General features: G+C 69.9%; 16 protein-coding genes. 9 read left to right on the top strand and 7 right to left on the bottom strand.

The genetic code is table 11. The annotated features are described in order from the left end of the window. Positions 1-7 precede the first annotated feature (7 nt). From P0R32_RS13930 to P0R32_RS13920, 3 genes are all read right to left on the bottom strand, one after another. The gene (locus tag P0R32_RS13930) at positions 8-1,501 is read right to left on the bottom strand and encodes a TrkH family potassium uptake protein (protein WP_276237633.1); all 1,494 of its coding nucleotides are present in this window, start codon (positions 1,499-1,501) and stop codon (positions 8-10) included. A 130-nt stretch (positions 1,502-1,631) separates the two neighbouring features. Further along, positions 1,632-1,982, bottom strand: a complete 351-nt coding sequence (locus P0R32_RS13925) for a hypothetical protein (RefSeq protein ID WP_276237632.1) — start codon at positions 1,980-1,982, stop codon at positions 1,632-1,634. 60 nt (positions 1,983-2,042) lie between these two features. Next, the gene (locus P0R32_RS13920) at positions 2,043-2,681 is read right to left on the bottom strand and encodes a helix-turn-helix domain-containing protein (RefSeq protein ID WP_276237631.1); all 639 of its coding nucleotides are present in this window, start codon (positions 2,679-2,681) and stop codon (positions 2,043-2,045) included. 84 nt (positions 2,682-2,765) lie between these two features. On the opposite strand from P0R32_RS13920, the gene P0R32_RS13915 reads away from it, so the two are divergent. Genes P0R32_RS13915 through paaE form a run of 5 tightly spaced genes read left to right on the top strand, consistent with a single transcriptional unit; the run spans position 2,766 to position 5,534 of the window. Further along, positions 2,766-3,704 carry a Phenylacetic acid catabolic protein gene (locus tag P0R32_RS13915; RefSeq protein ID WP_276237630.1) on the top strand — a complete coding sequence of 313 codons (939 nt, stop codon included), beginning with the start codon at positions 2,766-2,768 and terminating at the stop codon, positions 3,702-3,704. Between the two features lie 2 nt (positions 3,705-3,706). Then, entirely contained in the window at positions 3,707-4,048 is a 342-nt protein-coding gene (gene paaB, locus P0R32_RS13910) for a 1,2-phenylacetyl-CoA epoxidase subunit PaaB (protein ID WP_276237629.1), read from the top strand. Beyond that, positions 4,045-4,908 (top strand): 1,2-phenylacetyl-CoA epoxidase subunit PaaC, encoded by an 864-nt coding sequence (gene paaC / locus P0R32_RS13905; protein ID WP_276237628.1) that lies wholly within the window; start codon positions 4,045-4,047, stop codon positions 4,906-4,908. The genes paaB and paaC overlap by 4 nt, the downstream gene beginning before the upstream one ends. Then, positions 4,909-5,349: a 1,2-phenylacetyl-CoA epoxidase subunit PaaD gene (gene paaD / locus P0R32_RS13900; RefSeq protein ID WP_276237627.1), complete on the top strand. Its 441-nt coding sequence runs from the start codon at positions 4,909-4,911 to the stop codon at positions 5,347-5,349. Then, a complete protein-coding gene (paaE, locus tag P0R32_RS13895; RefSeq protein WP_276237626.1) occupies positions 5,349-5,534 on the top strand; it encodes a 1,2-phenylacetyl-CoA epoxidase subunit PaaE in 186 nt (61 codons plus the stop codon). Before paaD ends, paaE begins: the two co-directional genes overlap by 1 nt. A 28-nt stretch (positions 5,535-5,562) precedes the next feature. Here paaE and P0R32_RS13890 read toward each other — a convergent pair whose 3' ends face one another. Beyond that, complete coding sequence (locus tag P0R32_RS13890) at positions 5,563-5,742, bottom strand: hypothetical protein (RefSeq protein WP_276237625.1); 180 nt, start codon at positions 5,740-5,742, stop codon at positions 5,563-5,565. Between the two features lie 227 nt (positions 5,743-5,969). Between P0R32_RS13890 and P0R32_RS13885 the strand changes: the two genes are divergently transcribed. Continuing rightward, on the top strand, positions 5,970-6,716 hold the full coding sequence (locus P0R32_RS13885; protein WP_276239409.1) for a PHP domain-containing protein: 747 nt from the start codon (positions 5,970-5,972) through the stop codon (positions 6,714-6,716). 18 nt (positions 6,717-6,734) lie between these two features. Here P0R32_RS13885 and P0R32_RS13880 read toward each other — a convergent pair whose 3' ends face one another. Continuing rightward, complete coding sequence (locus P0R32_RS13880; RefSeq protein ID WP_276237624.1) at positions 6,735-7,217, bottom strand: MaoC family dehydratase; 483 nt, start codon at positions 7,215-7,217, stop codon at positions 6,735-6,737. A 155-nt stretch (positions 7,218-7,372) separates the two neighbouring features. Between P0R32_RS13880 and P0R32_RS13875 the strand changes: the two genes are divergently transcribed. Further along, entirely contained in the window at positions 7,373-8,212 is an 840-nt protein-coding gene (locus tag P0R32_RS13875; RefSeq protein ID WP_276237623.1) for a CPBP family intramembrane glutamic endopeptidase, read from the top strand. Positions 8,213-8,242: 30 nt separating this feature from the next. On the opposite strand, the gene P0R32_RS13870 is transcribed toward P0R32_RS13875, so the two are convergent. Beyond that, complete coding sequence (locus P0R32_RS13870; RefSeq protein WP_276237622.1) at positions 8,243-8,644, bottom strand: DUF5788 family protein; 402 nt, start codon at positions 8,642-8,644, stop codon at positions 8,243-8,245. A gap of 98 nt (positions 8,645-8,742) precedes the next feature. On the opposite strand from P0R32_RS13870, the gene P0R32_RS13865 reads away from it, so the two are divergent. Together P0R32_RS13865 and P0R32_RS13860 are read left to right on the top strand one after the other, a co-directional pair. Continuing rightward, positions 8,743-9,741: a Gfo/Idh/MocA family protein gene (locus tag P0R32_RS13865; RefSeq protein WP_276237621.1), complete on the top strand. Its 999-nt coding sequence runs from the start codon at positions 8,743-8,745 to the stop codon at positions 9,739-9,741. A gap of 254 nt (positions 9,742-9,995) precedes the next feature. After that, entirely contained in the window at positions 9,996-12,080 is a 2,085-nt protein-coding gene (locus P0R32_RS13860) for a PAS domain-containing protein (RefSeq protein ID WP_276237620.1), read from the top strand. A gap of 16 nt (positions 12,081-12,096) precedes the next feature. Here P0R32_RS13860 and P0R32_RS13855 read toward each other — a convergent pair whose 3' ends face one another. Continuing rightward, entirely contained in the window at positions 12,097-13,800 is a 1,704-nt protein-coding gene (locus P0R32_RS13855) for an alpha-amylase family glycosyl hydrolase (RefSeq protein WP_276237619.1), read from the bottom strand. Positions 13,801-13,821: the final 21 nt, after the last annotated feature.

The raw sequence follows: 13,821 nt of genomic DNA, 5'->3' as shown, positions 1-13,821 counted from the left end.
GGAGGTGTCACGAGCGCCAGTAACTCGGCGTCAAGAGGACGAGCACCGGCACGATCTCGATGCGACCGATCCACATCAGGAACGTCATCAGGAGCTTCGTCGACCTGGGGAACGGCTCGTAACTCGCGAACGGGCCGGCGATGCCGAAGGCGGGGCCGACGTTGAAGAACGTCGAGGCGGCGGCGCCCATCGCCTCGAACTCCGTGACGGCGACGCCAGCGCGGGCGGCGTCGACGACGACGACCACCGTGGCGACGATGAAGAACACGAGGCTGACGAGCGTGTACGCGTAGATGTCGCGGATGGTGTCCTCGCTGATGACGTTGCCGCTGAGGCGCACGGGGCGGACCGCGTTCGGACTGGAGGCGACGAACAGGTCCCGCCGGAACGACTTGAGCACGACCAGCCAGCGGAGCGTCTTCACCGAGCAGGTCGTCGACCCCGCCATCCCGCCGATGAACATACAGACGAACAGGAGGTGCTTGGCCGCGGACGACCAGAGGTTGAAGTCGGTGCTGGCGTACCCCGTCGTCGTCACGATGGAGACGACCTGGAACGTCGCGTGGCGCGCGGTCGCCTCACCGCTCGTGAACTGGCCGTCGACGGCGAGCACGGCGGCGACCGCGAGGGCGAACGCGACCAGGATGCCGAGGTAGAAGCGGAACTCGTCGCTCTCGCGCAGGCGCCCGTAGTCGCCCTGCAACACGAGGTAGATGAGCACGAAGTTCGTCGCGCCGGCGGCCATGAACGGGATGGTGACCCACTGCACCGCGGGGGAGAACGCCGCGATGCTGTCGCCACGCGGGGAGAACCCACTCGTCGACACCGCGGTGAACGCGTGCGCGACGGCGTCGTACAGCGTCATCTCGGGCGCGAGGCCGGCGAGGCGGAGGCCGTACAGCACCACCACCATCAGCACGGTCAGGCCGATGTACACCTGCCACAACAGCGCCGCCGTCTCGCGGATGCGCGGGGTGAGCTTGTTCACGTCGCGCGTCTGGCTCTCCGTCTCCATCAACTGCGCACCCCCGACTGACAACTGCGAGAGGAGCGCGATGGCGAGCACGAGGATGCCGAGGCCGCCGAGCCACTGGATGAGCGCGCGCCACATGAACACCGCCCGCGAGTGGGCCGCGAAGTCGACGACGACGGTGGCGCCGGTCGTCGTCACGCCGCTCATCGCCTCGAACAGCGCGTTCACCGGCGTCGCGAGCGTCCCGTTGCCCGCGAGGACGAACGGCACCGCGCCGACGAGCGCGAAGGAGAGCCACGTGAGCGAGACGAGCAGGAATGCCTCCCGAGCGCGGAGTTCGCGGTCGTCGGTCAGTCGCTCCAGCCCCGCGCCGACGAGCGCCGACCCGACCATCGGGACGACGAACGGGACGAGCGGCGTGCCGTCGAGGACGGCGATGCCGAGCGGGAGCGCCATCGGCACCCACAGCCACTTGAGGAACGTGCCGAGCAGGCTGGCGCTGACGCGCCAGTCGATGCGGACGGTCACGCCGCGCTCACCCGCGGCTGGGCGGCCGTCGCGGCGGTCGTGTCGGGGTCGAAGTCGCGCACGCCGTGTCGGTGCCGACGAGGTGTGTCAACGCCGTAATGGCATCGGTCGTGACGGCACGCCCGGCCGGTCACGTGAGCAGGCGGAGTTCGACCCGAACGGCGCCGTCGCCGTCGCCACACCGGACCGTCGGGAACCCGTCGTCCGGTCGGAGGTCGCCGTACGAGGACCGAACCGAACTGCGCTCGCTCCCGGCGAACTCGACGTGTGCGTCGTCGTCGCTCGAACACGCCCGGTCGACGGCGGCGGCGATCCGGTCGTCGTGGACGGCCGAGCGGTCGACGGCGTCGTCGGGCGTCCAGTCCATCGGCGAGGCGACGACGCTCCCGCCCTGGGGCGGGGCGAGACAGCCGCCGAGGGCCGCGACGGCCACGAGCACGAGGAGGGCGGCGGAGACGCTAGGTGAACGAGCGGCGGACACGGACGGACGCGCACTCCCCGCGGGTGAATACCTTGTGTCGGTCACTCACTCTTGTGTCGGTCACTCCCCGAACAGTTCTCCGTACAGCGTCGCCTCCGCGCGCCGCAGGCGTTCCAAGAACGCGCTCTTCGACAGCCCCAACGACGCCGCAACCTCCTCGGAACTCGCCTCCCGTGGCACCGCGAAGTAGCCAGCCGCGACCGCCGCGCGCAACGCCGCCGTCTGTGGCGGCGTCAGCCCGAACTGCTCGGTCACCGGTTCGGCCTCCTCCCGGAGCGGGTACGTCCGCGTCAACTGCACGCCGACCGTCTCGCCGGCGGTCTCCATCACGCCCCGGAGTACGTCGTGGCCGACCACCGCGCCCGTGACGGTCGCGTCGCCGTCGCGGTAGCGGACGTCCTCGACGAGCAGGCCGACCGAGACGAGTTCGTGGACGACGCACGGGTGCTTCGAGAGACAGCGGTAGGTGTCGCGCTCGCCCGCGCGCGACCGGTGGAGGTAGCGGATCCGGTCGTCGGCGTCGAGGTGGGCCGCCAGGTCGTCGTCGCGGGGCGCGCCGAACCGCAGGAGTACGTTGCCGTCGGCGCGCAACTGCGGTGGCTCCGCCCGCACCGGCGTCCGCGTCGCCGCCGTCGCCTCGGCGAGCGGGCAGTCGTCGCCGCTCACGCGCACCTCGACGACGAGGCACTCGTCGATCATGGGAGACGGTACCGCGTGCAGCGTATAAAACCCGCGTATGAACGGGTCAATCGGTAAGGAGCACAACGCGAAGGATCGATCATCATGGACATCGAGACGGTGAAAGCGCGCGCCGGACCGCGCCAGTTCGGGCCGAACGACGACATGCCCGAGGAGTACCGCAAGGCGGCGACGCGGATGATCCAGTTCCACGCGAACTCGGAGGTCATGGGCGGCTACCTCGACAAGGAGTTCACCCGACACGCCCCGTCGCTGGACCGGAAACTGGCGAACACCGCGAAGGTGCAAGACGAGATCGGCCACGCACAGTTGCTGTACCGCGCCGCCGAGACGCTCGGCGTGAAGACGCGCGACGAGATGCTCGACGAACTCCAGAACGGCGAGGGGAAGTTCCTCAACTGCTTCCACTACCCGGTCGACTCGTGGTACGAGGCGCCGATGATCGACTTCTTCGTCGACGGCGGCGCGATGCGCCGACAGGCGACGCTCAAGTCGACGAGTTGGACACCGTACGCGCACGCGATGGACAAGGTCTGCTTCGAGGAGGGGTTCCACGTGAAGCACGGCGAGTCCATCCTGCGGGAACTGATGCGCGGGTCGAAGGCGACCCAGGAGCGCACCCAGGAGACGTTCGAGGAGTGGTGGCCGCGCATCCTCCAGTTCTTCGGCCCCACCAACGACCAGTCCACGCACAACGACTTCGCGATGGACGTGGGCCTGAAGACCGTCACCAACGACGAACTCCGCAACTCGTTCCTCAACCTCTACGTCCCGAAGGCCGAGAAGTACGGGCTGGAAATCCCCGAGTACCCGCGCATCTTCGAGCGCGACGACGGCACGATGGCCGTCCGGGAGTCGGACCTCGACTGGGACGAGTTCTGGACCATCGCGAAGAACGACTCCGACGGGAGCCACGAACAGATCGGCTCGCGCGCTCGCCGGCAGGAGGCCGTCGAGTGGGTCCGTGAGAGCCTCGACTCGTGGGAGGGAGCAAACGCGGGCACGCCGCAGGCGGCTGACTGACCATGATCTGGGAAGTGTTCAGACAGGAGAAGCCCGGTGACTACCACCGGCACGTCGGCAACGTCCACGCGCCCGACCGCGACATGGCGAAACTGTTCGCGCAGGTCCAGCACGCGCGCCGGATGCAGACCAACTCGCTGTGGGTCGTCCCGCAGTCGGAGATCGGCGAGGTCGACACCGAGGACGCCGCCTTCGGCGGTCGCACGGACAAGGCGTACCGCTGGGCGATGACGTACAACGACATCGACTCGTCGTTCGCGCAGGAGGTCGAGGACAGCGAGGCCGAGCAACGAGAGGCCGCGCGCAAGCGCCGCGAGCAACTGGAGTCGGAGGGCCAGCGATGAGCGACGACTCCACCGACGAGTTCGCCGACGCGCCCGCCGCCGCCTCGCTCGACCGGGGCGACCTCACCCCCGAACAGCAGATCGCGCTGGAGGAACTCCTCTTTCGCCTCGCGGACGACGAGTTCGTCCAGGCCGAGCGCCTCACCGAGTGGCAGATCTACGCGCCCACGCTCGAGTCCGACCTCGCGCTCGCCAACATCGCACAAGACGAGTTCGGCCACGCACGCCTCTGGTACGACCTCCTGCAGGAACTCGGCTACACCGAGGAGGAGTGCATCTGGCGACGTGACGCGGACGACTGGACGCACGCGACGCTCGTCGAACTCGCGTTCGCCGACGACGGTTGGGGCGACGTGGTCGTGCGGACGTACCTGTACGACACCGCCGAGCGCATCCGCACGGAGGCGCTCGTCGACACGAGCTACGCCCCCCTCGCCGACCGCGTCGGGAAGGTGCTCGCCGAGGAGGACTACCACGGCGACCACGCCGTGAGCTGGCTCGAACGCCTCGCGAGCGACGACGAGGCGCGCGAGCGCCTCCAAGCGGCGGTCGACGACCTGTTCCCGCACGCGCTGTCGCTGTTCGCCCCCGGCGCCCACGAGGACGACATCCGCGCACACGGCTTCCGGCGGGCGTCGCTGGCCAACATGCGCGAGGAGTGGCTCGACACCGTCGTGCCGACGCTGGAGGGGTACGGCCTCGTCGTGCCCGAACCGGACGAGGTTGAGCGCCCGACCGCCCGCGGGCGCGACGGGAGCCACACCGACGACTGGGTCAACCTCCAGGAGGCGTTCACCGCGACCCACCGCGAGGTCGACTTCGACCGTCCCGCCCGCCTGCGCGGGGAGGAGGGCGCGTAGATGCCGACCAGCATGCCGACGGACACGCCCGACGGTCCGCCCGCCGACTCGGAGGCGTGCGCGTACACCTCCTACGAGACGGGCGAGGCCCCCGAGGAGTACCCGAAGACCGGCGAGGGCGCGACGGGCGCAGAAGCCGACGTGTGGACGGCGCTGTACGAGGTCGAGGACCCCGAGATGCCCGTCAGCGTCGTCGACCTGGGCCTCATCTACGACGTGTCCGTCGACGAGGCGTCCGGCCTGTGCGAAGTCGAGATGACGCTCACGTACACGGGCTGTCCCGCGCGGGACATGATCCTCAACGACGTGCGCTGTGCCGCCGAGACGGCGCCGGGCGTCGACCGCGCGGACGTGCGCCTGCGCTACTCGCCGGGGTGGACGGTGTCGATGGTGACCGACGCGGGCCGCGAGGCCCTGCGCGAGTTCGGGTTGAGCGTCTGATGCGCCGACACGTCCCCGACCCGAGCGTCGCCGCCGGCGCCGCCGGGAGCGACGACGACGACCCCGCCGAGTGCCCCTACTGCGGGTCGACGGACACCGAGCGCGAGCACCCGAAGGGGCCGGGGCTGTGCCGCTCAATGCACTTCTGCAACGACTGCTCGGAGCCGTTCCAGCGGTTCGGCTGATCCACGGGGCGCCCCCGGCCCGCGCGGGTCACTCGTGGTGGTGGATCCAAGCGGCCAGTTCGACGAACGTCTCGCCCTCGCACGCGCCGCACGACGTCGGTGGTTCGAAGGTGTGACTCCCTCCCTCGTGGTGAATCGGCGTGCCGGCGTGCATCGTCTGGCAGTCGGCACAGACGTACTGCTTGACGGCCTCTGGAACGTGTGACATCCTCGACACTACGTGACCGCGTCGAATAGTGATTGCGACCGTCGCAGCCACCTCGGAACGTCGACCACGTCGTGAACTGCGCAGCGACAACCGACCGCAGGAACACCGACGAGGTGCCGGCGAACGGGAGGCCCCGAGGTAGCAGACTGGGTCCGTCGGCCGCGACGGCCCCGAGGGATCCCACTGTGCCACAAACGTTGGGTAGATGGGGCCACAACGACCACTCGATGGAAGCGGAGGTCTCCCTCCGAATCGACCCGCACGTCCACTCCGAGGAGTCGTACGACGGGCACGACTCCGTCGAACTCCTCCTCGAACAAGCGAGCGACATCGGACTCGACGGCATCGTCGTCACCGACCACGACGCAATCGACGAGTCACTTCGCGCGGCCGACCTCGCGCCGGAGTACGGCCTCGTCGGAATCCCGGGCGTCGAGGTGTCGACGGGTGCCGGCCACCTGCTCGCCATCGGCGTCGAGGAACAGCCAGAACCGCGCCGGCCGTTCGGCGAGACGGTCGAAGAGATTCGCGACATGGGCGGCGTCGCGGTCGTCCCACACCCGTTCCAGCGCACGCGACATGGTGTCAGACGCCGACAGCTCTCCGACTGTGACGGTGTCGAGGTGTACAACTCCTGGCTGTTCACGGGCTACCGGAATCGACGCGCCCGGCGGTTCGCCGAGGCGAACGGCTACCCCGGCGTCGCCGCCAGCGACGCCCACCACGCCCGCTACCTCGGTCGTGCGTTCACCGAGGTCACCGTCCCGGGCGTCGAGCGCCAGAGCGCGGTCGACGGCGAGGACGTGGTCGCGGCGCTGGCCGAGGGGAACGGCTCCGTCCAAGGGTGTCGCCAGCCGGTGCCCCGAAGCGCACACCACTACCTCGTCGGCGCGGGACGCAAGAGCGCGTGGACGGCCGCGCGGGTGGGCCGTCGCGCGCCGGAGGTCGTGCAGGCGCTGTTCGGAAACGGCTGACCGTGTCGGCGCGTGCGCTCAGGCGTGCGGGTCGTCCGCCTCGGCGCGCGTCTTGATGAGGAACTTCATGTCGCCCTGGAGGACCACGGTGCCGTCCTGCTTCGTCACCTCGCAGTCGAGGATTACGAGGCCGGCGTCGCCGCGGCTGGAGAGGTCCTTCGTCTCCGTCACCTCCATCTCCATGGAGATGGTGTCGCCGATGAACACGGGGTTCGGGAGGTCCATGTAGTTCATCCCGAGGAACGCCAGCGCGGTGCGCTCGACGATGCCCGTGCGGTAGACGAACCCCGTCGCCTGTACGAACGTCATCGGGCCGTGGGCGATGCGCTCGCCGAAGGCGTTGTCCTCGGCGTACTCCTTGTTGGTGTGGAGTTCCGTCCAGTCGCCCGTCAGCGCCGAGTGCATCATGAAGTCCGACTCGGTGACGGTGCGCCCGACGGTGACGAACTCCTGGCCGACCTCGAAGTCCTCGAAGTAGTGCGGCTCGTAGCTGTATGCCATATCAGAGCCACACCGGATCGCGTGAAAGTCGTTTCGCGTGTCGCGACCGGCGGCCACCTCGCACCGACGGTCGGCGACTCACGACGCCGTCGTGGGACGGGAACCGCACGCCCGCTATTTCCACGTCCGCCCCGTCAGGTGCCCCAGACCGACCGATGCGTGGACGCGACCTCTGGGGCTACCTGCTGTTCTCCCACGGTTGGACGTGGCTCTGGTGGGGCGTCAACGTCGTGGCGGGCCTCGACGCCTTCGGCGCCGGCCTCCCGTTCACGCTCCTGGGCGGCGCGGGTCCGCTCTTGGGCGGCGTCGTGATGAGCCGTGACACCTACGGGCGGGCCGGCCTCGTGGACCTCGGGACCCGACTGGTCGACCCACGGCGGCTCTCGCCGCGCTGGGTGGCGGTCACGGTGCTCCTGTTCCCGACGCTCGCGGTCGTCGCTGGCGCCGCCACCGCGGTCGGCACTGGGGCGGTCACCGTCCTCGACGTGTCGACACTCGCCGGACTCCTCACCTCGCCGGCGGCACTCGCGTCGACCGTCGCCGTGACGCTCGTCGTCGGGCCGCTGCCCGAGGAGGTCGGCTGGCGGGGGTACCTCCTCGACCGGTGTCAGCGTCGGTGGTCGGCGCTCGCGGCCGCCCTCGTGGTTGGGGTCGCGTGGGCGACGTGGCACGCGCCACTGTTCGTGATGCCGGGCTACTACGAGGCCTTCGACTTCGCACCCGACCCGCTCCCGTTCGGGGCGAGTCTGCTGTGCTCGTCGGTGCTGTACGCGTGGGTGTACGACAACACCGACCGGAGTGTGCTCGCGGTCGTCCTGCTCCACTTCACGGAGAACTTCGTTGGACAGGTCACTACGTTGCCGCCGGCGGGCGAGCGAGTCCTCCTCGCCGCGAAGGTGCTCCTCGCGGTCACGGTCGTCGCAATCTTCGGCCACCGGACGCTCCGACGCGACGGCTCGGTCCCGTCGCCACCGCCGGACCGCAGGCGCGGATGAAGGGGAGAGGTCGCGAGGCCGCACACCGTTCTATCGAAGTTGGTTCACCAGTCCGAGGAACTCCTTGTGCCCCTCGACGTGACTCCGCCGCGCTTGCTCGCCGTAGGACGCGTCGTCGAGGCTCTCCAGTGCGTTGATGGCGCGGTCGAGCCCGATCACCTCGGCTGCGAGCGCCTCCCCCTCCTCGGCGGTGATGTCGGCCTCTTCGATCCGTCGCCGCCGGGCGATCCGTTCACGCCGGAGGTGTCCGAGCAGGTCGTCCACCCGCTCGCGTTCGCGCTCGGGCACCGCATCGAGGTCGCGCAACTCGAAGACGAGCGCCGTCAGGTCCACGGTGGTCCCGTCGACTTCGACGGTGTCGGCCATCTCGGCGCCGAGCGTGCTCCCGCCGCGCAGTCGGTCGAGGAATCGGTGGCGTTCGTGTTTCTCCATGGCCCCGTTCGTGCACACTCGTTGACACGGGGGCTAAGCGTGGCGGTCACTCGCGCCGGAATACGAACCCACAAACCCCCGGCGACGAACCGTCGGCCATGTACGACGTGGGGATCGTCGGCTGTGGCGTCATCGGCAATCGACTCGCGGAGTCGTTCGCGGAGCACCCGGAGACGACCGTCGCGGCAGCCTGCGACGTCGACGCCGAGCGCGCAGAGACGTTCGCCGCCGAGCGCGACGCGGCGGCCTACACCGACCACGAGACGATGCTGGCCGACGAGGACCTCGACGTGTTGTACGTCGGCGTCCCGCCGGTCCACCACCGCGAGATCGCCACCGCCGGCCTCGACGCCGGCGTCAACGTGATCTGCGAGAAACCGATCGCCGAAGACGCCGAGGAGGGCGCCGAACTCGCGGCGCTGGAGGCGGAGACGGACCTCGTGACGGCGGTCAACCTCCCGTTCCGCTACACGCCGGGGTTCGTCGAGTTGTGCGAGCGGGTCGCCGACGGCGAGGTGGGTACGCCCAAGCGCGTCTCGCTCGACTTCCGGTTCCCCCGCTGGCCCCGCGAGTGGCAGGACGTCGACTGGCTCCGGTCGCGCGAGCAGGGCGGGCCGCTCCGCGAGGTGGGGACGCACTTCCTGTTCGGCATTCAGGAACTGTTCGGCGGCGTCGACCGCGTGAGTGCCGCGGTGCAGTACGCCGCGCCCGACGAGTGTGAGGAGTCCGTCGTCGGGTGGTTCGCGGTCGGCGAGGCCGAGGGCGGCGCAGTCGACATCGACGGGCAGGTGCACGGCACCGTCGACGTGCTCACCGACCACGACCGCCCCGAGCAGAACGCCCTCACCGTGACCGGCACCGAGGGAGCGTTGGGGCTGACCGAGTGGTACCGCCTCGTCGCCGACCCCGGGACCGACGACGAGCGGGAGTTGTGCGGCGACCGCCCGTCGACGACGCTGACGCTCGTCGACGAGTTCGTGACCGCGTTGAAGGGCGGCGACGCCGACCTCGTCAGTTTCGCGGAGGCGACCGCCGTCCAGCGCGTCGTCGACGCGGTGTTCGCCTCCGACGGCGAGCCGGTCGACCTCTCGCAGTAGCGCGGGTCGCAGTCTCGCTCCTGACGAAGGGACGACACGAGTCGTCTCGGTTAAGTAGCTGACGCCCGCTAACAGAGCCATGTTCGGTTCCCGGCGACTCGACCCCGGTGTCCGGGGACTCGACGCCGTCTCCCACAGTCGGCGCACCTCGGACGGCTCCGACACGCCTGTCCACCTCCCTTATCGGTGCCTCGACCGTGCCCGCGTCACACGGCGTCCGCACGACACCTTCGAGCGGCGCTCGATGTCGATCGATGACTGACGAGCAGACGGCGCCGCTGACGGTGCTGATCGTTGTCGAAGACCAGACGGACCACGACCTGTTGTACGACTGGCTCGACGACACCGACGGCTTCGATCCGCTGGTCGGCTCTGCGGACGACCCGTTCGACGCCGACTTCGACGTCTGCGTGCTCGACGTGGCGGGAGTCACCGCCCACCGCGCGGCGCTGGCGGCGTCGCGGGAGGCGAGCACCACGTACCTCCCGTCGTTGCTGTTCGTCCCCGAGCGAGACGGCGAGCCGGCGGCGGTGCTCGACCGCCTCGACGGCGACGAACGACTGATCGACGACACCATCGCCGCACCCGTACAGCGGACCGCCCTCGCGCGCCGCATCCGGTCGCTCGGGCGTGCCCGACGCTACTCGACGCGGTTGGCGGCGAACCGCGACCGCATTCGGCGACTCGTCCGGTACCTCCCAGACGCGCTGTTCGTCTGCCGCGACGGCGTCGTGACGTACGCCAACCCCGTCGCGGCGTCGCTACTCGGCGTCGACGACGCGGTGTTGATCGACCGACCGTTCACCGACCTCGTCGCGGCGGTCGACCGCGAAGCCGTCGAGGCGGCGCTGGCGGCAGCCGACGAGCGGGGTCGTGGCGGCCCCGTGGAGACGGTGTTGACCCGCGCGATGGTCCGCGACGCCGACGGCGGCGTCGAGCACCCGACCGACGCAGACGGCGGGTCGGAAACACGGGAGGACGTCGGCTCGGCGGAGACGACCGACACAGCCGGGGCGGTGGCATCCGCCGAGGTCGACGCCGACGCCGGGATGGTGCCGGTCGAGGTCACCACCATCGCGGTCGGCGACGAGACGCAGGTGCTCGCACACGACATCCGCGAGCGTCGGGCACGGGAAGACAGACTCGCGCTGTACCGCCGCGCGATGGACGAGGCGACCGTCGGGATCACCATCGCCGACCACACCGACGACGACGAGGTGCTCACCTACGTCAACAACGAGTTCAAGCGACTGACCGGCCTGACCGACGAGGAGGCGGTCGGTCGCAATCCGCGATTCCTCCAGACGGACGCGACGGACCCCGACCAGGTCGCAAAACTCCGTCGAGCGATCGACGCGGGCGAGGAGGCGTCGGTCGTGCTGTTGAACCGTCGGGCCGACGGGCGGACGTGGTACAACGCCGTCGACATCTCGCCGATCCGGAACGCCGACGGCGAGGTGACCCACTACCTCGGCTTCCAGCGCGACGTGAGCGACCGCGTCGCGCGCGACCAGCGACTCACGGTGCTCGACCGGGTGCTCAGACACAACATCCGCAACCGCCTGAACGTCGTCCTCGGCTACACCGACCACATCGAGGAACTCCTCGCGGTCGCCGAGGGTGCGGACCGCGCCGAGGGAGCGGACGGCGCCGATGGGGAAGACGGTGCGGACGGCGCCGTGACCGACGGCGTCGACGTGACCGCCGTCCGAGCGGACGCCGACCACGTTCGCGCGGCGGCGATGGACGTGTTGGCGCTGTCGGACAGCGCCCGTCGGTTCCGCGAGGAGGTCGTCGACGCCGACGACGCCGACCCAGTCGACGCTGCGACGGTCGTCGAGGAGGTGGCCGCACGAATCGCCGCGGGGGCGCCCGACGCCGAGGTTCGGCTCTCGTTGCCGGACACGACCGTCTGGGTCGCCGGCGCGGCACCGCTGATGCTCGTGGTCGAGGAACTGCTCACGAACGTCGTCGAGCACGTGGTCGAGCCGACGGTGACGGTAGCGCTCGCCGTCGAGACGGGCGAGGCGGTGGTGACGGTCTCCGACGACGGGCCGGGGATCACACCCGACAGCCGGACGGCGCTCGGCTACGGGTCGGAGACGCCGACCGAGCACGGACAGGGGATCGGACTGTGGCTCGTGCGCTGGACGGTCGACGCTGCCGGCGGCACCGTCGCCTACGAGGACGCCCCCGGCGGCGGCGCACGCGTCGTCGCGCGCCTCCCGACGGTCGGGGAGCGACACGACGGTGAGCGGGACACCGATGGCGACGGTGACGGCGGCACCCACGGTGAGGACGCCGACGACACCGCCGCCAACGGGACCGCGAAGGAGTGAGTCACCCCCTCGTGGCTCACTCGTCGCGGAGCCAGAGGTAGTCGCAGCCGTCGAGAGCCACGGTCACGTCGCCGTCGCCGACGCGGTAGTCTGCCGCGCCGAGCACCCGTTCGAGGTCGGCGGCGGCGTCGACGTCGACCGTCACCTCGCGTGGGTCGTCGGCGAAGTTGTGCACGACCACGAGCGTCGTGCCGTCGTGGTCGAAGCGGTGAGCCCACACCTCCTTGGGGCCCGTGTCGACGACGGCGAACTCGCCGCGGGCGACCTCGGGGCTTTCGGCGCGCGCGTCGGTCGCGTCGGCGACGCGCTCGAACAGCGAGCCGTCGACGCCCCGCTGGCTCGCGGCGTCGGCCTGGAACACGCCCGGCCAGCCGGTGCCGTCGACCGGAAGCACGAGGTCCTCCGGATCGGCCGAGGAGAATCCGGCGTTCGGCTCGTCGTCGTCCCACCGCATCGGCGTGCGGACGGCCTGCCGCTCCGGCAAGTCGAGGTCCGCGTGCATCCCGATCTCGTCGCCCGAGAACAGGATCGGCGTTCCCGGCAGCGACAGCAGGAGACTGTGCGCCATCGCGATGCGGTCGTGGTCGCCGTCGTACAGGTCCGCGAGGCGCAGGCGGTGGCCGCGCCCGAAGATCCACGAGTCGCGACCGTCGCCGTGGCCCTCGCGGAAGAACTCGCGGGCGTGTTCGAGCGCCTCGTGCGGGAGTTTGAGCAGGTTCCACTCGTCGTGGTTGCGCAGGAAGTTCGCCCACCAGACGTGGCCGTCGGGCTGGGCGTCTGGGATCTGCTCGAACATCCGGTGCAGCGGCCACGTGTCCTCGACGCCGACGCCGTAGGTGACGTGGGAGTTCCCGACGAAGTTGAACAGCGCGTCGAACGCCTCGCCGCCGGCGAAGTAGAAGTCGAGTTTGTCGGGTTCGTCGTCCGCCTCCGCGAGCAGCACGGCGTCGTCTTTCACCTCGCGCGCGCGACGTTTCAGCTCTCGGAACAGCCACTGCGGGTCGTCCATCTGGTGGGCGTTGTGCCCCTTCGGGAGCACCATCGGGTGCGCGGCGTCGATTCGGAAGCCGTCGACACCCCGCTCCAGCCAGAACTCGGCGATGGAGAACAACTCCTCTTGCACGTCGGGGTTGGCGACGTTGAGGTCTGGCTGGTGGTTGTAGAACTGGTGGAAGTAGTGCTTGTCAGCCACCTCGTCGTAGCTCCAGACGCCGTCTTCGAACTCGGGGAAGATGTTCGTCGTGTGGTAGGCGTCGTCGAGGTGGCTCGTCCACAGGTAGTAGTCGTGGTACTTCGAGTCGGGGTCCTCGCGAGCGCGCTGGAACCACTCGTGCTCGGTCGAGGTGTGGTTGAGCACGAGGTCGGTGATCAGCCGCATCCCGCGCTCGTCCATCGCGTCGACGAGCGCGTCGAACGCGTCGAGGGAGCCGTACCGCGAGTCCACGTCGCGGTAGTCGGCCACGTCGTACCCGTTGTCGCGGAGCGGACTCGGGTAGAACGGGCGGATCCACAGGCAGTCGACGCCCAACTCCTCCAGGTAGTCGAGGCGGTCGATCAGCCCGCGGAAGTCGCCCCAGCCGTCGCCGTCGCTGTCCTGGAACGTCTTCACGTCGAGGCTGTACACCACCGCGTCGCGGTACCACTCGGGCTGGCCCCCGTCGGCGAGCACCCGGGCCGGATCGGTGGCTCGCCCCTCGTCTCGGTCCCCGTCGGCATCCATGGCTACCGGTCGTCGGTGCGG

The sequence above is a fragment of the Halobaculum marinum genome, assembly GCF_029338555.1.
Lineage (GTDB): Archaea > Halobacteriota > Halobacteria > Halobacteriales > Haloferacaceae > Halobaculum > Halobaculum marinum.
The sequence above is the reverse complement of the archived record's forward strand: the minus strand, read 5'-3'. Positions and strand labels throughout refer to the sequence as shown.